Raw genomic sequence first — 20,179 nt, 5'->3', positions numbered from 1 at the left:
TTTTAATTTATATCGTCATATCCACTTTTATACAATATATACTCACGACCCATTGTTTTTGTTTCATATTTTAATTTTACGGTTTCATTTATTTTTTCTAATAAAACTTTAGGTCTTTTTTGAGTATCTATATGCTTGTGGTATTTTGCAACAATTTTTAAATAAATATCAAAATTATCTTTTTTCTTTCTAATCATCTTATCAAAATCTTTGCTTATTGATTCAAGTAAGAAATAAAACTTAGAGCTTTCTTCTTCTAAAATTAATACAAAAGTATTTAAATCCCATTTAATTATAATTTCATCATTAGGATAATAAACTCTTAAAAGACTTAAGAATTCATTCATTACTTTATTTTGGTAGTAGTAATCTATCTTAAAATATGAATCTTGGTCTTTTTGAACAAAAGCTATCTCAAATATACAAACATTAAGATTATTGTATTGATTTTGTTGTCTTTGTAAAAGCAATTGTGTGAAATCTTTTTTATCAATTAGATTGAATTTAGTATGTATTTTTTTAGTTATTTTTATATGACTTTTATTTACAGATAATTTTTCTATATCTTCTATTGATTTTAGACCTACTACATGGTTGCTAAATACTATGCTAGAAAAAACTACAAAAACAGAAATTATAAATAATAAATTAGAAAAAAAACTCTCCTTATAATAAGGATGCCAAAAATAATAATCAATTAAAAATAAAGATATAAATATAGTTAATAGCACTAAATAAGTAATATTTGCTATCAATAATCTTTTTTTAGAATCATTTATAAACATTATATAAATCAAAGTGGCTAGCAAAATAATATATAAATGAGCCCCGCCTGCCATAGAATATAAATATATATTACAACAAATAGCAATGATTATACATGCCCCACCACCCATAAAGCTAAACCAGTCAAGATACCTTGCTACTGATTTTTTCTTTCTATTTAAAAGTAAGGCATAAAATAAACAAGCACAAACAATATACAAACTTGATATAAAAAATTCTTTAGCAAAAAGCATAGTAATACCTAAAAAACCAAATGTAATAATTATGGTTAATATTAAAATTACATAAATTCTTTTTAAGGTAATATTATGATTTCTTATATCTTCATAGGTATCATAAAGCTCTTGTATAAATTCTACTCTTTGACTATCGTATTCTCGCATTATGCCTCGTCATAACTATAATCATCGTCATCATACATATCTTCATCATATATGTTATATTCATCAAGACTGCTTAATTCATCATCAAAATCTTGCTCAAATTCGTCATCAAACTCATCTAACTCATCGTCAAATTCGTCTAATTCATCATCAAAGTCATCATATTCACTAAAGCCATCTAACTCGTCATCTTCATAATCTAAAAACTCATCATCATCGTAAGCCATATAATTTTCCTTAATAAAATTAAAAATGCTAATATACCATTTTATTTATATTATTTGTTAAAATCTAAGCAAAAATAAAGGAAAAAAATGCAACTTACACACATAAACGAGCAAAATAATCCTACTATGGTTGATGTTAGTGATAAACAAATTACTAAAAGAAGAGCTTTAGCAAGTGGCAAAATCACAATGAACGAAGAGGCTTTTAAAGCAGTCTTAAACGGAAATGCTAAAAAAGGAGCGGTAATAAATACAGCTATTGTTGCAGCTGTTATGGGAGCTAAGCAAACATCAAATTTAATTCCAATGTGCCATCCACTACCAATTAGTAAAGTTGAAGTAGATATTGAGCCAATTGAGAATGAATTTGCTTTTAGACTAAATGCAGTGGTAATCACCGAAGGAAAAACAGGTGTAGAAATGGAAGCATTAAATGCTGTTAGTGTAGGCTTATTAACGATTTATGATATGGTTAAAGCAATTGATAAAACAATGGTTATTGATGATATAAAATTATTAGAAAAAGACGGAGGCAAAAGTGGTCAATTTAGAAGAAATTAAAGCTGATTTAAAGATAGAATATCCTTGCAACTGGAGCTATAAAGTAATACTTGATAAAGATGATGATATAAATGAATTAGTAAAAAAGCTAGATATTAAAAATGCAAAAATTGAAAGTTCAAAATCTACAAGTAATTATAAAAGCTATAACCTAAGCCTAGAAGTGCCAAATGAAGCTTATAGATTAGAATTATTTTCTACTCTTAAAAAACATTCTAAATTTGTTTTATAAGGAAAAACTATGAAGAATATATTATTTAATGAAATACAAGAAAAAGCAAAAAAAGAATTTATTAATTCAAACGATGATGGATTAATCGCTAGATTATATACCAAGTATTGTGAAGAGCTAGAGAATTTAGAAGCGCTTACAAATGAGAATAAAAATATAGTTTTAAAAGCCCTTTTAAGAGCAAAAATGTCTATAAAAGAGCAAGAGATTTATACTCTTACAAATGAGCTTGAGATGATTAGAAAAGAGATAAAGTCAAAAGAATTAGAGCTTTATAATATTACAAAATCAAGTTTTAATGAGCTAAGTAAGGTAGTTCAAAATGATATTCAAAAAGAATACCTTGAAGAACTTATGTTAAATGAAGCAAACTCATTACAAATTCTTTACGAAACTTCTCAAAATGCTTTTATAAATGTTCTTGAAACAAATGCGATGATAGAAGAAAGATGCTTTTTAATAAGTAATTTTATGCTAATTAACGCACTTGAATATGCTAAGTTTAATAAGGATAAAATAATTAATGCAGCTGAACTTATCTTAAAAGCAGCACTTGAACTAGCAAATGAATGGCAAAGCTATGCTGAAGAGCTTTTGACTGGAGTATTAAATGGACTTTTAGAAGGTATATTTGCTATCTTAGAAAGGCTTAAAAAGGATTTGGAAGTTAGCTTAAGTGATAATGAACTTGATAATATGAAATTATCTCTTCTAAGTCTTGAGCGTGATTTTATAGCTATGATTAAGACAAATCTAAATAACGATGCTTCTGGTAAGGCTCTTGAAAATATTTTAAACAATAAACTTGATAATAATTTTGCTAAATTTGCAAGATTAGTAAGAGAAAACAAACAACTACTAAATATAAAATTAATCAAATTTCAAAATAGCGAACTAAACGAAAAAATTAAAAAAGAATTAAATACTTTAGAAAAAGCTTATAATGAATTTGATGTAAAAAAATTAGCTTCAAATATTTTCACAAAATTTAAGAAGAACTAAAAAAAGAATTTGAAACTCTCGTTTCAAATTCTAAAAATTATTTAACTTTTATATTACTAAAAATTGCTGGAGTATAATTTACACCCATATTAAATACTTTTTCATCAACCTTTTTAGCATATTCATTTTTTCTATCTTGGTCAATTTTTTTGTATTCAACACCATCTTGATAATATTTTCTTAATATTGCGATTTTTTCTTCATCAGTTTTAGCTGTTTTGATTTCATCAAAAATATTAAGCGATTTATCTAAAGCATTCTCGTGCATTGGAAGTGGAGTTAAAACAAATTTAATATTAGTTTTTTTCAAATCTTCTTCTATATTTTTTAAATGTTCTCTACAATAAGGACAATCAGGGTCGCTAAATACTACCATTGCAGTATTGCTATTTTGTTTTCCTAGATTAATAATCATATCAGGATTTTCTTTAACAAAATCTGTTAATAATAAGCTTAATTTCTCTTGTTTTTCTTTTTCTTTTTTAGCCATAAAACTAGCTTTTAAATCTATACTTTCTTTCATATTAAGCATAGTTGGTGTTCCATAAACTCCATCACTAAAGAAAACATCAGAGCCAACTACAACTCCATCTTTTAATAAATTAAACTCTACCATTTCAAATTTTGAATCAGGAACTTTATCAACTTTTACTAATTCTACTTGAATATTTTCTGGTGTAATTGTTTTTACAAATTCTATAACTTTATCACTAATTTTACTAGCACTTAAAGCGCTTACAACCGACATTGCTAATATTATTTTTTTCATACTAATCTCCTTAAAAAAATAAAAGTTTAATTTTGCATTAAATAGCGTTTATTGTCAATATTTTTTACACCCTTTAAAGTGTCTAAATACTCAAGTAAAGCAATGGCATATTTTCTACTTAAGTCATATTCATTTTTAAGTTCTTGTACTCCTACACCTATTTTTAAAATAGGGCTTATGTTTTTTACAAATTCTTCAAGTGCTTGTGTGCTAATAAAATAATTATGTGCTAATCTTTTTACCTTATTTTGAGAACATAATTTCTTCATAATATCATCACCACTTTTTCTATCTAAATTAAGCTCATCATAGATATTATAAGGAGCTTTTGGGGTTAGGCAATTTAATTCATCATATATTTTTTCTTCATTATTTTCTAATAATTTTTCTAATTTTTCGCCTTTTTTATAAAAAAGACCATTATTAAATTCTAAAAAATCTAAATCTTTTAAAGCCAAATCACACAAAAACTCATCAATTCCTAATGATTTTTCTAAGCTTTTTGCACTTTGTAATGAATAAGGGTTTTTAGTAAAAAGCTCTTTTATATTATTTTTTGTATCTTCTAGGGCTTTTTTTGCATATACACAAGCACCATTTAAATCCACTATCTCGCCTACTTCTTGAGCATATTCTAAGGCTTTTTGCGTGCTTAGATTAAATCTTTGCGGCGCACAAAAAAGCCCAAAACCTGAACTATGATTTTGATTTAATAAAGCAAAAGCACTTTTAAAATCTTTTTGCTCTAAAGCATTTAATAATTCAATCATTTTTGATTTTTTAAGTGGCTCTGTAAGTGGATTTAACACCACTCCACCAGCAACAGCACGAGCATTTTTTAAGATTATAAAAGGCTCATTAAAACTTAGAGCAATTGGTTTTTTTAATACAAATTTTGCAAATCTATCGTATTGTAAAAATTTCGCTTCAATTTGCTTATTAGCAGCACAAAACAATACATTTTCATCATGCTTTAATTTACCTTCTAAAGTAGTATAAATCTCATTTGCACTTCTTAAATAACCCTTAGAATAAATGATATTTCCTACTTTTAAATTCCCTTTAAATACAAAAGCAACCCTAGCAGGTGCTACTACACTTTCTACATTTTTATGCTGAACTTCAATTGATTTTATTTGAATATTTTCTAAATCATCGCTTAAATAAGTTTTGCATTCTAATTTGCCACTTTTTAAAATACCCGTTGCTACAAGACCAATGCCTTTTACATTAAATACTCTATCAACATTGATTTTTAAAGCAAAATCTTCATAATTTGGAACTTTTAAACTCAATAAATATTTTTTAAGCTCATCTATGCCTAATTTGTTTTTAGCACTTACTAAAAATACTCTAATAGGCGTAAAATCAAGTTGCTTTAAAATCTCTTGCTTTTTAGCATCAATATCTTGGCATAAATCAATTTTATTTAAAACTAAAATTATATTCTTTACACCCATAATTTTTAAGATAAAAATATGCTCTAAGGTCTGTGCTTTTAGCCCTTCGTTAATATCTACAACAAGCATTGCGTATTCACTTTGAATACCACCTATCATTGTCTTAACCAAGCTTTCATGACCTGGCACATCAACAAATGAGATATGCTCTAAGTGTGAAAAGCTCAAATCAATAGTAATCCCACGCTTTTGCTCTTCAGGTGTATTATCTCCATCAAAGTCATTTAAAGCTTTAATTAATGAAGTTTTGCCGTGGTCAATATGACCTGCGGTTGAAATTATTAACATTTATAAAGTCCTTCCTTTCTCCATAGTGCGAAATTTTTTTCATATCCTATGCCGTAATCTTCGTAAAATTTAGGGCAATTAATAGCCATTTCTTGAGTTTTGTTTGGCTCATCGTGTGGATAAATATAGTATTTTTCTTTATCAGGATGATTATTGTCTAAATATGTCGGTATTTGTAAGGCTTCATTGTTATTTACAAATTCTAAGGCTTTATTGATTGCTTTATAAGATGAATTTGATTTTTTAGAATTAGCTAGAAAAACTACGCATTGAGAAAGCGTAATTCTTGCTTCAGGTAAGCCAATGTCTTTACATATTTGCAAACACGAATTAGCTATTACTAAAGCATTTGGATTTGCATTACCTACATCTTCACTAGCAAATATACAAAGCCTTCTAGCAATGTATAAAATATCAATACCTGCATTTATCATTCTAGCAAGATATAAGATTGCTGCATTTACTTCACTTGCTCTTAAGCTTTTAATAAGGGCTGAAGTTAGTAAAAACTCATCTTCTTTATTGCTAATATAATTTGGTCTTAGTGCTTTTAGCTTTTCTAGGCTGATATTTTTAAAAACATTTGCGTATCTTAAAAGATTTAGCATTGCTCTTGCATCGTTTGAGCTTGATTTGATTAAATAATCTTTTATTTCTGTGCTTAAATTAGGTTGAGCTTGTTCTAAAATCTCTTTTAATTCATCATAACTTAATGGCATAAACTCAAAAAACAATAACCTAGAGCATAAAGCCTTATTTAGTGAATACAAAGGATTATGAGTACTTGCAGCTAAAAAATAAAAATTATTTTCTTCTAAAGGTTTTAATAACACATCTTGAACGCCTTTATTTAAGCGATGAATTTCATCAATAAATACAACAGGCTTAAAAAGGCTATCTTTTTTAATAACTTTTCTAAGTTCTTCAACGCTAAAGCTAGCACCATCAAACTCATAAAAATTAGTTTTTAATTCTTTTGCTATAAATCTTGCAAAAGTGGTCTTACCTACCCCGCTTGGACCATAAAAAACACTATGCGGAATTTCTTTTGCTTTTATAAACTCATCAAAAATTTCTCTTACTTTATCCTGCCCTACCATTACTATCCTTTAAGGGCATTGTAATGATTTATTTTAAAAACTTAGCAAAGCTTAAAGCAAAATTAATATATTTTCCAAATCCAAATTCTTTTAAAATAAACAATGATATTTCTTTTAAAATATCAGGTTTTACTTCTTTAACTTCTACTTCTTTTTTAGGCATAAATTTATTCACTAATTCACTTGCCTTGCTTACAATTACTTGAGTTTTTGTAGCTTTTCTAGGTTTTTTAAAAAGTGCAAAAATTGATTTTGCAATTCTTTTAATAAACGAAAACATTTTCCAACCTTTATTGATAATAATTTTACAAATTATAATTATTTTTGATTAATAAAGTGATATTATTTTTCATAATCTTTATTGAAATTATTTTTAAATTCATTTTTAACTTTAATTTACTAAAATAAGCGTTTTTTTAATTAAGGAAAGTATATGCAAAATAAACTAAAAGAATATGCAAAATTAGTTGGCAACACGCCTTTAGTTGAAGTTGAATATTTATATAAAAATAAAAAATCAAAAAGCTATTTTAAACTAGAATATTTTAATCCAAGTGGCTCTATTAAAGATAGAATGGCATTAGAAATTATGCAAAATGCTGTTAATAATAATGAATTTAAAGCTGGTATGAGTATAGCCGAAGCAACTAGTGGAAATACAGGTATAGCTTTTTCTGCTTTAGGTGCTTTTATAGGTGCTAGTGTTGAGATTTTTATGCCTTGCTGGATGAGTGAAGAGCGTAAGAAAATAATTAGAAGTTACGGAGCAAAATTAAGAGAAGTTAGTGCTTGTGAAGGTGGATTTAGTGGTAGTGTAAGACTTGCCGATGAGAGTGCAAAAAATGGCAATGTATTTTTACCTCATCAATTTGAAAACGAAAGCAATGTAAAAGCCCATGAAAAAACTGCAAATGAAATTCTAAACACTCTAAAAAAACACAACCTAAAGCCAGATTGCTTTGTAGCAGGAGTTGGAACAGGTGGGACTATAATGGGAATTGGCAAGGTATTAAGACCACTTGGAGTAAAAATATGCCCATTAGAGCCTGAAGGTTGCGCTAGTATGAGTAATCCTGGAGAAAATTCAGAGCATAGAATTCAAGGCATAGGAGATGGTTTTGTGCCTGATATTGTAAAGCTAAATGAATTAGATGATATCATCATAGTAAATGATATAGATAGCGTTATAATGGCACAAAAACTAGCTAAAATCGGACTTGGAGTTGGAATTTCTAGTGGAGCTAATTTCTTAGGTTGTATTAAGGCTAAGGAGCTTTTTGGAGATTGCGTAAGCGTTAGCGTGTTTGCTGATGATAATAAAAAATATCTAAGCACTGATTTAATGCTAAATATGCAAGATGAAGAAAGATTTTTAAGCAATAAAATTGAATTAATCGGATTTAAAGTATTATAAGGAGAAGATATGAAAAAATTAATTTTACTAAGCATAATTTCAAGTATTGCAATGGCAGATTGCTCTTATAAAATCAACAAATTAGAGCGTGAATTAAGCTATGCAAAACAATATGGCAATTTTAATAGAGTTAGAGGTCTAGAAAACGCTTTAGCAAATGTAAGAGCACATTGTGGTGGCGGTAGTGTTTATAATAATGATTATTACACTAGAAAAAATGAGATTAAAGACACTATTGAAAGATTAGAAGATGAAGCTGAACGTAAGATTGATAGGATTGAAGACAAGCTTGATGAATTAAATGATATGAAAAATAGTATGAGTAAAGACGAATACAAAAGAAGAAAAGCAGAATTAAAAGCTGAAAAAAATCGTATAAAAGACGAATATAAAAGACAAAAACAAGCTTTAAAAAACTCTTATAAATATTAAAAAAGCCTAATTTTTTAGGCTTTAATTCTTCAATAATTGCTTAATCGCTAAAGATGATAATAAAAGTCCCATAGAAGCAGTCATTCCCATAAAAGACCCAAGCCCAACACACATTGGCTCTTCTTCGCTATAAGCCATTTTAAATTTACCCTTAAATCTGCGTTTTTTAAGCTCAAGTCTAACGGCTTTTGCTAAAGCACACATTTTGGTCTTATCCCAATTTGCAACCTTTAATTTTAAAGGGTCAATTCTTTTTGCAGCCCCACCACTGCTAATAAAACTAATGCCTTTTTCATAAGCAATTTCAGCTATATCGCATTTAGCTTTAACATCATCAATACAATCAATTATTAAATCAAATTCTTTATCTTTTAAAAACTCTAAAAAACTTTCTTTAGTGATTAATAACTCATAGCAATTTGCCTTATAAAATTCAGCAAAAACACTAGCCTTACTAAGTCCAATATTTTCAGAATGTAATTGTCTATTTTGATTACTAGCTTCAAAATAATCCTTATCAATTCCACTTACATTAATACCAACTCTAGCAAGTGAGCTAAAGCACATACCACCAACTCCGCCAAGCCCACAAATTAGCACTTTTTTTGAACTCAATTTATCATAATTATCTTGAAATAATAATCTAGCTCTTGCAAATCTCTCACTCATTTTCTAACCATTTCTTTACTTTTTTTAATTCTTTTTTAGCCGTTAGATTTAGCTTAATTGGAGTAATACTTGCATAACCTTGTCTTACATAATCAATATCATCATCTTTTGCTTTTACCTTGCTTAAATCATACAAGCTATCTAGCCAATAATACTCTAATCCTCTAGGGTTTTTACATATTTTACTTGAGAATTCATATCTCATTTTACCCATCTTACAAACTTTATAACCTTTATAATCACTCTCACAACTTGGATAATTTACATTTAAAAATCTTCTTTTTTTAAGTGGATTAAGCTTAAGTAATTTTAAGATTAATTTAACAGCAAGTTTGCTTGAACGCTTAAAATCTATATCTTTTTCATAAAGTTGAGAAAAAGCAATCGCATTCACTCCACAAAGCACACTCTCCATACAAGCAGCCGCCGTGCCTGAATAGGTTATATCTTCAGCTAAGTTTGCTCCATTATTAATCCCACTTACTACCAAATCAGGTAATTTATCCTTAAAAATAGTGCAAAATGCAAGATTTACGCAATCACTTGGTGTGCCATCTTTTAAGGCATAATAATTTTTCTTAATTTTTACAAAACTTAGTGGATGATTTAGTGTAAGCGAATGCGCACAAGCACTCTTATTGCTCCAAGGAGCAACTACAAAAACCTCTAAATCTTTAATCTTTTTAAGTCTTTTTCTAAGCGCTAGAAGACCTGGTGCATCATATCCATCATCATTGGTTAATAATATTCTCATTTTTACCTTTTCATATCAAAATCTATAAATAATTTTATTTTTTTATCATTATTAAATAATTCTAATCTATATCTCATAGTGCTTAATAAACAAGTGCTTACTACAAACTCACTTACATAATCTCCGTTATCAAGTCTAATAAGCTCGGCATTTATAACACCCATATCCATATTAAGCCCATATAATTTAAGATTTAGATTATCGTATTTAGGTAAGCCTTTAATTATTAATTTAGTTTCTTCCATAAATCTTATCGGACGATTAATAATTTCAAAACTAATTTTTCTACCTTTGAAATCTTTTTCGCATATATCTTTATTAATAGAGCATTTAAGTGGAGTGTTTAAATAATTTTCATCAATTGTTTCATCATCACAAGCTATGAAAAATAAAGCTAAAAATATTAACACAACTCTCATTTTAAATTCCTTCTAATAGCAACTAAACTAAAGATTGTTAGGATAATTACGCTAATTATTAGCCATAATGGACTTTCAAAATTGCTCTTTTCTCCTGCGTAAGAATGCTTACCTACTAAATAATAATTCACTCCAAAATAAGTCATCAAAATAACGCCAAATCCCCACATACTAAGAAGCGCGTATAATAGTTTTGATTTTAATTTTAAATGCACCAAAATTGCATATATTAATATACTTATTAAAGACCAAGTCTCTTTGCTATCCCAGCCCCAGTATCTTCCCCAAGACTCATTAGCCCAAATTCCACCCAAAAAATTCCCGCAAATTAATAATAATAAGCCTAAATGATTTGCTAAATATATTTGAATATTTGCCTTATCGTAAGGTTTTTTAAATATTACGCATAATAAATAAGAAAAGCTAATTAAAGCACTTAAGCCAAAAAATCCATAAGAAGCAGCAATTAAGCTTACATGAATACTAAGATAAGGAGAATTTAAAACAGGCAATTTGTAATTTGTGGATTAACATCATTAAGCTGTAAATATAGCACAAATAATAAGCATAAGCTAAGTAATAGATTTTTTCTAAAAACAAGTCCAGCAAAAACGGAGCTTAAAGCAATATAAATTAAACTCTCATAAGTATTGCTTAAAAATATTTGAGTTTTAATCTGTGCTTGGCTAGGTAAAAAATCAAACTGATTTTGCAAGTTTTTAATCTTAGATAAAATCTCATTAGCCTTGCTATAATCATTAGTTTTTTTAGCAATTACTAAAGAGCTTAAATATTCATTAATTAGCTTTTGATTATCCAAGCTTATATTATTTGCAAATGGGCTTTGCAAGTGGTTTTCATCAGGAATTATCTTAAATAATTCTGCTGTAAAAATTAAATATAAAATATTCACACTCTCATCAACTCTAATCAAATCCTTATCATAATCATTAAAATTCGCTTCTCCTTTAGCATAGGTTTTTTTAATTTCATCTTTTAATTTATAGCTTGAACCATCGTAAAAATCACTAAATTTTGCTTGTTTTTCACAATTTAAAAATTCTCTTAATTTAGGATTTTTGACCCTAATTAATCTAGCTTCATTTACATAAGTAACATCAGTAATTAATCTAAATATCTCTTCACTTGCAGCGTTTTTATTAGGACAACCAATTTTATTGCATAGCTCTAGTGAAAAAGTATAAAATGGCAAAAATCTATCATTTAAATCTTGAATAATTAAAGAATTTAATTCATTTATATGAGAGTTAAAATCATTTGCTTTTAAATTTGGACTAAGAATTACTATAAAAACAACACTTAAAGCCTTAAAATATTTTCTAGTTTTTAGACTAAATAAATTTAAAAAACACCCAATAAATAATAAAACATAGCCAATATAAGTAGGAGTTTTGCCTAAATCTTTATTAGCACTTAAAATCGTGCCTTTTAAATCTTCATCATAAGAATGCTGAAAATACCTAATACCTTTATAATCAAGCACTTTATTCATAGCTATTTTTACATCTATTTTTTGATTATTATCTAAGATTAATAACTCACTTTCATAATCTTTTGCACTCTTGCTACCTGCATAAGTTATTAAATTAAATCGTTTTAGATAAATATCAAAATCAAGCTTTAAGCTCTCTTGCTTCCAAGAAATATCATAATCATTTATCTTAATATTATCGTTTAATGCAAGGATTAGTTTTTCTTTTGAAATTCCTGATTTAAATTCTACTCTAATCGCTTGTAAATTACCCCCACTCATACTAAGTGCGTCTTTTGAATGAACTAAATAATTTAAAGCCGAAAAAGAAAACTCATCTAGCAAATATATACCATCTTTTAATTTAAAATCACTGCTTAGAATTTGATTTAAGAATTTCATTTCTTGATTAGTGTTTATATAAAACTCATTATCTTTTATATAAAAATTAACATAATTAGTGCTTGTTTTGTTAAAGCAAAAATCAATATTAGCAACACTAACGCATTCATTATAATTAATCTCAACATCACTATATCCATTATCAAAATTAAATCTTAATTTTAAATAACTAGGGTCGTTTAAATCATCACTTTTTACCTTAGTAATCCCTGCTTCATTGCTAAAATCAACAAACCTTAAACTTGCATTATCAAGTTTTATAATCTCATTTAAATTACTAGTTTTACTGATTTTATCATTGTGTTTTAAGACTAATTCAGTTTTTGTGCTTTTTATCTCATTTGCTTTATTATCAACCCTTAAATGAATAATGCCTTCAAAACCAAAAAAATGAGTTAAAACAGCACCAATAAATATAAAAATAAAAGAAATGTGAATTAAAAATAATGAAATATTTTTATAAAGTTTGTATTTAAAAATCGCATAAATCACACTTAAAAACAATAAAACCATAATCAAGTGAAAATACCAAGCATTATAAATGAAACTCATAGCATAACTTGTGCCTTTTGCACTCTCAATAAATGTAGCAACCCCACAAAAAATAGCGAAAATTAGCATATAAACTAAAGAAATCTTTAAATTTAAAAATTTATTTAAAAACATTATTGTCAAAACTACTTTCTTTTAAAATCATTCTTAATTGATAAAATTTATTATCTAAACTTAAAGCTATATTTTATAATAAAAGCCTTAAAAAATAAGAAAATTAATTAAAATTATTTAATACATTTTTTCTCCTTTTTGAATTATTTAAATTATATTATAATTTTTATATTTTTTTAAGAAAGCTTTAAATGAAATTGGATTACACTTCATTGTTGTAATTTTAATTTTAAGGAGAAAGCTATGAAACGCTTGTTAGCACTAGGTAGTGCCTGTATTATGTTATATGCTAATAATATAACACCTCAAGCTGATGGTATCGAGCCTAGAACTCTACACGATTATGTAAATCAAGAAACTGATTTTATAGAGTTCTTAAAAGACCGCCATCCTATGTTTAAATACGAAAAGGAAGGAAATTTAGTTGGAAAATATTCTATTTCTAATCGCCAAGAAGAATTCGTAGAATTCGGTGGGCATGGAAATTATGAAAAAGACACAGGTCGTTCTGCATCAATTACATATCGTCTAGGTATGGAAAGTATTTTAGATTATCCAAATAAATTCGTAGGACCTAAAAAATGTGGTGAATGCCACCCTGCTCAATATGAAGCTTGGAATCGCTCACGCCACTCAAAAGTTATTCGTTTTCCTGATGAATTAGAAGAAGCTGGAGGAGACCCTAAAAAACCTATGTATGGAAGCAGCGAAGCTACAATTTTACCAAAAGGTGTTGAAGCTGATGATGTATTTGTAATTGTAGGAACTCCTAGAACAAAATATGGTTTTATTGATAAATGGTTAGTTCGTGGAACTTATCACATTGAAGATGGAAAATTAGCTGATGGAACAGGTAAAATGGTTGCTGGAGGTAATCAATTCTCACGCCTTTGGGTTGAATCACTTACACCTGAAGTTGCGAAAAAAATCGCTGAATTCTCACCTGGCTTTCCTACAAAATTAGAAGATTTTGGCAAACAAACTTCAAGCGTTTGGGGAATAAACTCTTATGGTTCTACTTATAAAGAAAAAATGATGTTTCAACCTGCATCTGCATATTGTGAAGTATGCCATAGCTTTAAATTTGACTTTAAATCTAAAGAAGAATTCTTAGCAGCAATTGGAAATAAAGACGAGCTTAGAAAACACGCAATTTCTAAAGGAATTAGCTGTGAAGAATGTCACGGAGCTGGAGCTCACCTTTATGGAGCAAGGGGTGCTGGTATGCCAAGTAATTGCGAAAGATGCCATCAAAGATTTGCTTATGATAGCGAAGATGCGAAGATTGACCCAAGAAAGCCATTTAATAGCTACTTTAAATCAGCGTGTCCATCTTGTGGAACTGAAGGCTCACAAATGTATAATACTATGCACTATGATAAAGGTATGAGATGTTCAACTTGCCACGACCCACACGAAGTTACTGCAAATGATTGGAAAGACCCTTATACAAAAGTAGGACTTAAAAAAACTTGTAGTGATTGTCACGAAACTCAAGCTGAAATGTTTAAATACGGCGGAGCACACGCTAAAGATAATTGCACAGGCTGTCATATGCCAAATATGATGAGTTGTGAAAACTTTGCAAGCGTTCAAAACCCTGATAAAGGTGGATTTGACAATGTTCGTGCAAGTCATATATGGAAAATTTATGTAGATAAAGATGCAAAAACTCTAAACCCACCAGAAGGAAAACCAAGAGACCCACAAACAACTAAAGGTTGGACAATTGCTAGAAAAGATGGCAAATTCTTTGTGGATTTAATGTGGAGTTGTGGAAGAACTAGCTGGAGTGATGTAAATCTAGTAGGACCTGGGGCAAGTGGTTGCCATAGTGCTGTGCAATCAACTTTACCAAAAGAATTACACTTCACAGACCAAGAGCAAATCTATGATAAAGTTATGGAATGGCAATTACCTGTTAAAGAAGGCTTTAAAAAACTAGAACTTGCAATTCGCAAAATTGATAGAGAACAAGCAAAAATGGATAATCTAAGCACAAAAACTAAATCAGAAATTATCCTACTTACAAAAGAAGCAAGAGCAATTTATGAAAAAATTGAAAAAGATGGAAGCTGGGGCGTTCATGGTCCAAAATATGCTCTAAAACTAATAAATGAAGCATTAGTTTATGTAGCACAAGCTCAAGATTTATTAGATGGTAAGAAATAATAAAAGGTTAGGAAAAATCCTAACCTTAGTGAAAGGATAAAATATGTTGCTAAGACTTATTTTTGCCATCTTTTTAAGCTTTAACCTTTTTGCATCGGAAGGCGATTTTGCAGTAGTTGAAGGAGTAATTCCTATATCTATGGCTGATGTAGAAAAAGAATTAGGTAAAAAAGATGTATATATATTTGACGCAAATACAAAAGAAGAAAGAATAAAATACGGCTATTTAAAAGGCTCTATTTTTATTAATACACCTGAATGGGTAAGTTTATTACCTAGCAATAAAGACGCTAAGATTATTTTTTATTGCTTAAATAGAATGTGCTATGCAAGCTCTGATGCTGCATTAAAAGCACAAAAACTAGGATATACAAATGTTCGTGTAATGCTAGATGGAATTGAAAGCTGGATTCTTAGTGCAAGACCTATTGAAAAAGGCGGCATAAAACCACTTGTAAAAAGCCATGATATTAATAGTTGGCACGAAGGAAATGAAGTAAGTAGTTTTAAAGATGAATTACATAAGAATTTAAGATTTGGTAACCTTCCTGCTTGTAGAGATTGTCATGGTGCTAGTGGAATTATCAATGATTTAGCAAACGACAAAGACAATGTAAATGCAAACTGCACTAGTTGTCATAAAGAAGTTAAGGCTGAATTTAGCGGAAGTGTGCATGATAAATTCACAAATCCAAGAGAAAAATCTCCATCATGTTCGGATTGCCATAATGTACATGATAAACAACAATTAACCTCTTTAGCTGTTAAAAAACTAAGCGATGTAAAATGTGGAAGTTGCCATGAAAAAGAGCAAAAACACTATCACGAAACTTTCCACGGAAAGGCTATGGTTTTAGCAAAAGATGGTGAAAGCAAAAAAATAGCTGCTTGTTTTGATTGTCACGGGGCTCATAATATTCATAAACCAAAAGATGAAAAATCAACTTTATATGGTGAAACTAGAATAAAAACTTGTGAAAAATGCCACGAAGGAGCTAATGATAACTTTAGTGATTTTATAGCTCATGCTGACCATACTGATAAAGAGAATTTCCCTTTACTTTATTGGGCTTATGTGTTTATGACAGGGCTTGTAATATCAGTATTTGCATTCTTTGGCTTACACACATTCTTGTGGAGTATGAAACTAATTTATATGAGTATTAAATATAAAGATGAGTGGCGTGCAGCAAAAGAAAAAATGCATAATGACAAGGTAAATATTAAACGCTTTAGCACCTTGCATAGAATTCAGCATTTCTTTGTAGCTTCAAGCTTTTTAGGATTAAGTTTTTCTGGCTTACCGCAAAAATTCTATACCGCTCCTTGGGCTCAAACTATGATTGATTTAATGGGCGGAATTGTAATGGCTACTAAAATACACCATTTTAGTGCGTTTATTATGATTGCAGTGTTCTTAAGCCACATTGCTGAAGTAGTTTATAATTCTTGGACTAAACGTGATGCTATTCGTGATAATAATGGAAAGCTAAGCTTTAAATTATTCTTAGCAAAATTATTTGGACCTGATAGTTTAATGCCTAGAATGCAAGACTTAAGAGATGTTGTAGCTCATTTTAAATGGTTTATTGGAAAAGGCGAAAGACCTAAGTTTGATAGATTTACTTACTGGGAAAAATTTGATTATATAGCAGTATTTTGGGGTATGTTTATCATTGGCTTTAGTGGTTTAGTATTGTGGTTTCCGGTTGAATTTACGAAGATTTTACCTGGCTTTATGCTAAATCTTGCAACGCTTGTGCATTCTGATGAAGCACTTTTAGCTACAGGATTTATTTTTGCGGTGCATTTTTTCAATACTCACTTTAGAGCTGATAGATTCCCTATGGATATGGTTATCTTTAGTGGAGAACTAACTGAAGAAGAATTAAAGCACGATAGACCTGAATGGTATGCAAGGCTTAAAGCTAGTGGAAAATTAGACGAACTTAAAAACGAAAGCAATTCTTTTGCTAAGTATTTTTATTTTGCAAGAGTTGTTGGATTTTTAATGTTATTTACTGGACTAATTTTTCTGTTCTTAATAATTTATGCCTTTGCTGATATGTTGATAGGATAAGAGTATGAAAAATAAAGATGCTAATATGATTTTAAGTTTTACGGCATCAAGTTTAATTGCTGCAGCACTAATTCTTAGTGCTTGCGGCAATGAAGCTAAAGAGCCTGAAGCTGTGGTTAAAGACTTTGTGCTTTTATGTGAAGCTGGGAAAATGAGTGATGCTGCTAAATTACTTGCTAGTAAAAATAATGTGGATTATTTTAAGAAGTTTCAAGATAAAGGTAAGGATATGATTTTTATAGATTATGATTATAAAGGTAATGATGATACTATAGAAATGAACTTTACTAAAAAGAACAAAAGTAGCGAAATAGCAATAGTTCAAGTAGATACAAACTACAAAATCCAGCAACATAAATTCAGTAAAGATGTGATTTTACACAACGAAAATGGCGAGTGGAAAATCTATGAATACCCAAGCTTATATCCTGTAAAGGTCAAATAAGTCTAGTTAACTAGACTTATTTAAATTCTTTTTAATTGCTTTTAAAATTACTTGAAAAAATGAAAATATCAAAATAAAAATATCAAAAAAACAATCATTTATATTATCAATGCCTAAGATAAAAGATATTGCTAAAGATAGCAAAAATAAAATTGATAGAATTTGATTTAGCAAATACGAAATTATAAAAATTACAAAAATTATTAAATAATTTAAAAAACCATTTTCATAATAAATATCAAAAGCAATAATATTTAAAAATGATAGAAAAAATAAAAGATTGATAACAAAAATATAAACATAAGCCCTAAAATCAAGCAATTTGCCTTGATTAAAAATTATTAATAGCAAAATTAAAACACTAAAAATACTAAGATTAGAAAATATACTATAAGTATAATCATTCAAACTCAAACCATTAAATATAGATATATTTGTCAAAAAAATTATCGCTAAATATATAAAAATTTTCTTCTTAATTGTAAGTTTTTGAAAAATACTTGCAAAAATTGATAAATAAAGTAAAGTATAAATAAAGTGCATTTTTAATCCTTTTTGTTAAATAAAAATTGTTTGTATTGAATAAAATCACGATTATGTGTGTATGTAATATGAGCTTTATTATCGCTAATAAATACACTTGCATAGCTCATTTCTTTACCTTTATCAATATCTAAAATCCTATGAAAATCATTATAATCTTTCATAATAGCAAGGCTTAAAGTATTTCTTGAGCCATCTTTATCACTATTAAAAAGCAAGAAAATATCATTATTTACTTTGAATAAATTAATAGAATTATCATAATTTTTTAGATTTGTTTTTGTTAAATCATTGCAATTTAAAAGATTATCACAAGTCATAGTATAAAAATCATAATTAGCACTTTTGCTAGACCTAAAAGCAAATAAAGCTAGTTTATCATTAATAGCAACAACACTTGGCTGAAATAAATCTTTAGCATTAGTGAGTTTTTTGATTTTTAAAAGTTCGCCTGAATTATTAAATACTAAAGCTAAAGGATATTTATTGGCTAATTCGTGATAAATCGGGAGTAAAAAGCCAAATTCTTTACCTAAATTAACATAAATAGCATTGGCTCTTACAAGATTACTAATATTTGCAAAAGGGCTTAAATGAAGGACTTTTTGGAATTTAAAATCAATATTATCAATACTGCTAATATAATGATATATTTTGCTATTTGCCCAGCCGCCAAAACTAACTCCTACAACAAATAAATGGATTTTATTATCTGTTTTGACTAAGGTTGGATTTCCAATTTTTTTAATATATTCTTTGCTATCTTTCATAAGCTTTTCTCTAGTAATTAATGCAAAAGGCTCTAAATAATTTGTGCCTTGATAAATACTCGCATAAATTGCTACATCTTTTGCACCTTCTTTAGAACCTGCAAAAAATACGCTAAGCAAATAATCATTATTAAGAGATATTGTGCTTGAAGAATGTGCTGATAATACACCTTGTTTCATTGGTATAGAAATGCTTTTTAGTTCTTGGATTGTTTGGGTTTTGTGGTTGGTTGGTTTGGTTAAATAAGTAAAATTTATATCTTTGTTATTTAATAAATACCCCCCCCCATAAAAATAAACTAAATAAAAATAATGTGAGTTTTTTCATCTTTGTCCTTTGTGGTTTTTTAAATCATAACTAACATTTATAAATTAATAATTTTGAAGTTTTATTTTTTCTGAAATTAAATCATTGAACCATTCAATATTTTTTTGTATATCTACTTTTCCATTTGTTATTTTTGCAATTAATTCATAATTTTTAGTGTTATCATAAACCAAAATCTCATCACACAACGGCATAATTTTTAAAAGATTTTGCATACTTTCGTAATATCTTTTATCTATTAAATGTGGTTCTATATCATGTCCACCTTTACTAACTCGTATTTTTACACGCTCTTTTGCTGTTTGTGGGCTATCAAGCCCTACAAAGCGTAAATTTATTTTGTAATTATTCTCTTTTAATTCATCAAATAGATTTAATATAGATTTTCCACAAAGTGTAGTTTCTTGATTGAAATTAAGTTTATCATCTATATAAACTTTACGCATTGTTATAGCTATTCTTGAAGCACGAACTTGAGTTTGTCTATCTCTATAGTCTCCAATACTTTGAGCTATTTCATCTACATTTATACGATAGCCTAAATTTATTCCTTTTTCTAGTGTTAAAAAATATAAAGTGGTTTTTCCTGCACCATTTACACCAGCAAAAATAGTAACTATAGGTTGATTTATCATAAATTTTCCTTATATAGATTTTAAGTAATTATAATAAAAATTAAATAATTTTATTAATATAAAAAACTAAAAATATTTTATATTTATTTATATCTTTTTATAAATTTTTAAAAACAATTGCTAACCCGAATACTTAGAATTTAAAAAAAA

22 protein-coding genes are annotated in these 20,179 nt (G+C 28.1%); 8 read left to right on the top strand and 14 right to left on the bottom strand.

Features of this window, described 5'->3' with window-relative positions; translation table 11 throughout:
- Nucleotides 1–2: 2 nt before the first annotated feature.
- Nucleotides 3–1,169: a hypothetical protein gene (locus AVBRAN12654_RS04125; protein WP_214117449.1), complete on the bottom strand. Its 1,167-nt coding sequence runs from the start codon at nucleotides 1,167–1,169 to the stop codon at nucleotides 3–5.
- Entirely contained in the window at nucleotides 1,169–1,396 is a 228-nt protein-coding gene (locus AVBRAN12654_RS04120) for a hypothetical protein (protein ID WP_214117450.1), read from the bottom strand. Before AVBRAN12654_RS04120 ends, AVBRAN12654_RS04125 begins: the two co-directional genes overlap by 1 nt.
- An 87-nt stretch (nucleotides 1,397–1,483) precedes the next feature.
- Here AVBRAN12654_RS04120 and moaC point away from each other — a divergent pair, with 87 nt between their 5' ends.
- From moaC to AVBRAN12654_RS04105, 3 genes are read left to right on the top strand one after another with little or no spacing between them, the layout of a single operon-like run.
- Entirely contained in the window at nucleotides 1,484–1,957 is a 474-nt protein-coding gene (moaC, locus tag AVBRAN12654_RS04115) for a cyclic pyranopterin monophosphate synthase MoaC (RefSeq protein WP_214117451.1), read from the top strand.
- Nucleotides 1,935–2,189 (top strand): HP0495 family protein, encoded by a 255-nt coding sequence (locus AVBRAN12654_RS04110; RefSeq protein WP_214117452.1) that lies wholly within the window; start codon nucleotides 1,935–1,937, stop codon nucleotides 2,187–2,189. The genes moaC and AVBRAN12654_RS04110 overlap by 23 nt, the downstream gene beginning before the upstream one ends.
- A gap of 9 nt (nucleotides 2,190–2,198) precedes the next feature.
- The gene (locus AVBRAN12654_RS04105) at nucleotides 2,199–3,191 is read left to right on the top strand and encodes a hypothetical protein (RefSeq protein ID WP_214119763.1); all 993 of its coding nucleotides are present in this window, start codon (nucleotides 2,199–2,201) and stop codon (nucleotides 3,189–3,191) included.
- A gap of 37 nt (nucleotides 3,192–3,228) precedes the next feature.
- Here AVBRAN12654_RS04105 and AVBRAN12654_RS04100 read toward each other — a convergent pair whose 3' ends face one another.
- From AVBRAN12654_RS04100 to AVBRAN12654_RS04085, 4 genes are read right to left on the bottom strand one after another with little or no spacing between them, the layout of a single operon-like run.
- Complete coding sequence (locus tag AVBRAN12654_RS04100) at nucleotides 3,229–3,960, bottom strand: thioredoxin fold domain-containing protein (RefSeq protein WP_214117454.1); 732 nt, start codon at nucleotides 3,958–3,960, stop codon at nucleotides 3,229–3,231.
- A 26-nt stretch (nucleotides 3,961–3,986) separates the two neighbouring features.
- Nucleotides 3,987–5,708, bottom strand: a complete 1,722-nt coding sequence (gene selB / locus AVBRAN12654_RS04095) for a selenocysteine-specific translation elongation factor (protein WP_336613992.1) — start codon at nucleotides 5,706–5,708, stop codon at nucleotides 3,987–3,989.
- Nucleotides 5,702–6,808, bottom strand: a complete 1,107-nt coding sequence (locus tag AVBRAN12654_RS04090) for an AAA family ATPase (protein WP_214117456.1) — start codon at nucleotides 6,806–6,808, stop codon at nucleotides 5,702–5,704. Before AVBRAN12654_RS04090 ends, selB begins: the two co-directional genes overlap by 7 nt.
- A gap of 28 nt (nucleotides 6,809–6,836) precedes the next feature.
- Entirely contained in the window at nucleotides 6,837–7,088 is a 252-nt protein-coding gene (locus tag AVBRAN12654_RS04085; protein WP_336607162.1) for a hypothetical protein, read from the bottom strand.
- Between the two features lie 153 nt (nucleotides 7,089–7,241).
- Here AVBRAN12654_RS04085 and AVBRAN12654_RS04080 point away from each other — a divergent pair, with 153 nt between their 5' ends.
- Both AVBRAN12654_RS04080 and AVBRAN12654_RS04075 read left to right on the top strand, forming a co-directional pair.
- Nucleotides 7,242–8,222: a PLP-dependent cysteine synthase family protein gene (locus tag AVBRAN12654_RS04080; protein ID WP_214149664.1), complete on the top strand. Its 981-nt coding sequence runs from the start codon at nucleotides 7,242–7,244 to the stop codon at nucleotides 8,220–8,222.
- A 9-nt stretch (nucleotides 8,223–8,231) separates the two neighbouring features.
- Nucleotides 8,232–8,654 (top strand): DUF1090 family protein, encoded by a 423-nt coding sequence (locus tag AVBRAN12654_RS04075; protein WP_214117459.1) that lies wholly within the window; start codon nucleotides 8,232–8,234, stop codon nucleotides 8,652–8,654.
- A 21-nt stretch (nucleotides 8,655–8,675) separates the two neighbouring features.
- Here AVBRAN12654_RS04075 and AVBRAN12654_RS04070 read toward each other — a convergent pair whose 3' ends face one another.
- Genes AVBRAN12654_RS04070 through AVBRAN12654_RS04050 form a run of 5 tightly spaced genes read right to left on the bottom strand, consistent with a single transcriptional unit; the run spans nucleotide 8,676 to nucleotide 13,056 of the window.
- The gene (locus AVBRAN12654_RS04070; protein WP_214117460.1) at nucleotides 8,676–9,323 is read right to left on the bottom strand and encodes a tRNA threonylcarbamoyladenosine dehydratase; all 648 of its coding nucleotides are present in this window, start codon (nucleotides 9,321–9,323) and stop codon (nucleotides 8,676–8,678) included.
- Nucleotides 9,316–10,077 carry a 5'/3'-nucleotidase SurE gene (gene surE, locus AVBRAN12654_RS04065; RefSeq protein ID WP_214117461.1) on the bottom strand — a complete coding sequence of 254 codons (762 nt, stop codon included), beginning with the start codon at nucleotides 10,075–10,077 and terminating at the stop codon, nucleotides 9,316–9,318. The genes AVBRAN12654_RS04070 and surE overlap by 8 nt, the downstream gene beginning before the upstream one ends.
- Before the next feature lie 2 nt (nucleotides 10,078–10,079).
- Nucleotides 10,080–10,496, bottom strand: coding sequence for a hypothetical protein (locus AVBRAN12654_RS04060; RefSeq protein ID WP_336613991.1), 417 nt, complete (start codon nucleotides 10,494–10,496; stop codon nucleotides 10,080–10,082).
- Nucleotides 10,493–11,008, bottom strand: a complete 516-nt coding sequence (locus AVBRAN12654_RS04055) for a cytochrome c biogenesis protein (protein WP_336613990.1) — start codon at nucleotides 11,006–11,008, stop codon at nucleotides 10,493–10,495. The genes AVBRAN12654_RS04060 and AVBRAN12654_RS04055 overlap by 4 nt, the downstream gene beginning before the upstream one ends.
- Nucleotides 10,996–13,056, bottom strand: a complete 2,061-nt coding sequence (locus tag AVBRAN12654_RS04050; protein ID WP_336613989.1) for a cytochrome c biogenesis protein ResB — start codon at nucleotides 13,054–13,056, stop codon at nucleotides 10,996–10,998. Before AVBRAN12654_RS04050 ends, AVBRAN12654_RS04055 begins: the two co-directional genes overlap by 13 nt.
- Before the next feature lie 243 nt (nucleotides 13,057–13,299).
- Between AVBRAN12654_RS04050 and AVBRAN12654_RS04045 the strand changes: the two genes are divergently transcribed.
- The 3 genes from AVBRAN12654_RS04045 to AVBRAN12654_RS04035 are packed head-to-tail and all read left to right on the top strand — an operon-like array spanning nucleotide 13,300 to nucleotide 17,753.
- On the top strand, nucleotides 13,300–15,228 hold the full coding sequence (locus AVBRAN12654_RS04045; RefSeq protein ID WP_214117464.1) for a multiheme c-type cytochrome: 1,929 nt from the start codon (nucleotides 13,300–13,302) through the stop codon (nucleotides 15,226–15,228).
- Nucleotides 15,229–15,271: 43 nt separating this feature from the next.
- Nucleotides 15,272–17,308 (top strand): rhodanese-like domain-containing protein, encoded by a 2,037-nt coding sequence (locus AVBRAN12654_RS04040; RefSeq protein WP_214119755.1) that lies wholly within the window; start codon nucleotides 15,272–15,274, stop codon nucleotides 17,306–17,308.
- A gap of 4 nt (nucleotides 17,309–17,312) precedes the next feature.
- The gene (locus AVBRAN12654_RS04035; protein WP_214117466.1) at nucleotides 17,313–17,753 is read left to right on the top strand and encodes a DUF4878 domain-containing protein; all 441 of its coding nucleotides are present in this window, start codon (nucleotides 17,313–17,315) and stop codon (nucleotides 17,751–17,753) included.
- Between the two features lie 6 nt (nucleotides 17,754–17,759).
- Here the strand turns inward: AVBRAN12654_RS04035 and AVBRAN12654_RS04030 are convergent, their stop codons facing one another.
- From AVBRAN12654_RS04030 to AVBRAN12654_RS04020, 3 genes are all read right to left on the bottom strand, one after another.
- A complete protein-coding gene (locus AVBRAN12654_RS04030) occupies nucleotides 17,760–18,296 on the bottom strand; it encodes a hypothetical protein (protein WP_239803324.1) in 537 nt (178 codons plus the stop codon).
- A 2-nt stretch (nucleotides 18,297–18,298) separates the two neighbouring features.
- Nucleotides 18,299–19,246: a sialidase family protein gene (locus tag AVBRAN12654_RS04025; RefSeq protein ID WP_336613988.1), complete on the bottom strand. Its 948-nt coding sequence runs from the start codon at nucleotides 19,244–19,246 to the stop codon at nucleotides 18,299–18,301.
- 192 nt (nucleotides 19,247–19,438) lie between these two features.
- On the bottom strand, nucleotides 19,439–20,029 hold the full coding sequence (locus AVBRAN12654_RS04020) for a zeta toxin family protein (RefSeq protein WP_214117469.1): 591 nt from the start codon (nucleotides 20,027–20,029) through the stop codon (nucleotides 19,439–19,441).
- Nucleotides 20,030–20,179: the final 150 nt, after the last annotated feature.

Origin of the sequence: Campylobacter sp. RM12654 (assembly GCF_020137585.1) — a bacterium.
Lineage (GTDB): Bacteria > Campylobacterota > Campylobacteria > Campylobacterales > Campylobacteraceae > Campylobacter_E.
Note: the sequence above shows the minus strand (reverse complement) of the source record. Positions and strands in the feature narration are given on the sequence as shown.

Coding starts and splice junctions, on each gene's coding strand:
- AVBRAN12654_RS04125 (WP_214117449.1), bottom strand. CDS start 1,169: ATGCGAGAATACGATAGTCAAAGAGTAGAATTTATACAAGAGCTTTAT.
- AVBRAN12654_RS04120 (WP_214117450.1), bottom strand. CDS start 1,396: ATGGCTTACGATGATGATGAGTTTTTAGATTATGAAGATGACGAGTTA.
- moaC (WP_214117451.1), top strand. CDS start 1,484: ATGCAACTTACACACATAAACGAGCAAAATAATCCTACTATGGTTGAT.
- AVBRAN12654_RS04105 (WP_214119763.1), top strand. CDS start 2,199: ATGAAGAATATATTATTTAATGAAATACAAGAAAAAGCAAAAAAAGAA.
- AVBRAN12654_RS04100 (WP_214117454.1), bottom strand. CDS start 3,960: ATGAAAAAAATAATATTAGCAATGTCGGTTGTAAGCGCTTTAAGTGCT.
- selB (WP_336613992.1), bottom strand. CDS start 5,708: ATGTTAATAATTTCAACCGCAGGTCATATTGACCACGGCAAAACTTCA.
- AVBRAN12654_RS04090 (WP_214117456.1), bottom strand. CDS start 6,808: ATGGTAGGGCAGGATAAAGTAAGAGAAATTTTTGATGAGTTTATAAAA.
- AVBRAN12654_RS04085 (WP_336607162.1), bottom strand. CDS start 7,088: ATGTTTTCGTTTATTAAAAGAATTGCAAAATCAATTTTTGCACTTTTT.
- AVBRAN12654_RS04080 (WP_214149664.1), top strand. CDS start 7,242: ATGCAAAATAAACTAAAAGAATATGCAAAATTAGTTGGCAACACGCCT.
- AVBRAN12654_RS04075 (WP_214117459.1), top strand. CDS start 8,232: ATGAAAAAATTAATTTTACTAAGCATAATTTCAAGTATTGCAATGGCA.
- AVBRAN12654_RS04070 (WP_214117460.1), bottom strand. CDS start 9,323: ATGAGTGAGAGATTTGCAAGAGCTAGATTATTATTTCAAGATAATTAT.
- surE (WP_214117461.1), bottom strand. CDS start 10,077: ATGAGAATATTATTAACCAATGATGATGGATATGATGCACCAGGTCTT.
- AVBRAN12654_RS04060 (WP_336613991.1), bottom strand. CDS start 10,496: ATGAGAGTTGTGTTAATATTTTTAGCTTTATTTTTCATAGCTTGTGAT.
- AVBRAN12654_RS04050 (WP_336613989.1), bottom strand. CDS start 13,056: ATGTTTTTAAATAAATTTTTAAATTTAAAGATTTCTTTAGTTTATATG.
- AVBRAN12654_RS04045 (WP_214117464.1), top strand. CDS start 13,300: ATGAAACGCTTGTTAGCACTAGGTAGTGCCTGTATTATGTTATATGCT.
- AVBRAN12654_RS04040 (WP_214119755.1), top strand. CDS start 15,272: ATGTTGCTAAGACTTATTTTTGCCATCTTTTTAAGCTTTAACCTTTTT.
- AVBRAN12654_RS04035 (WP_214117466.1), top strand. CDS start 17,313: ATGAAAAATAAAGATGCTAATATGATTTTAAGTTTTACGGCATCAAGT.
- AVBRAN12654_RS04030 (WP_239803324.1), bottom strand. CDS start 18,296: ATGCACTTTATTTATACTTTACTTTATTTATCAATTTTTGCAAGTATT.
- AVBRAN12654_RS04025 (WP_336613988.1), bottom strand. CDS start 19,246: ATGAAACAAGGTGTATTATCAGCACATTCTTCAAGCACAATATCTCTT.
- AVBRAN12654_RS04020 (WP_214117469.1), bottom strand. CDS start 20,029: ATGATAAATCAACCTATAGTTACTATTTTTGCTGGTGTAAATGGTGCA.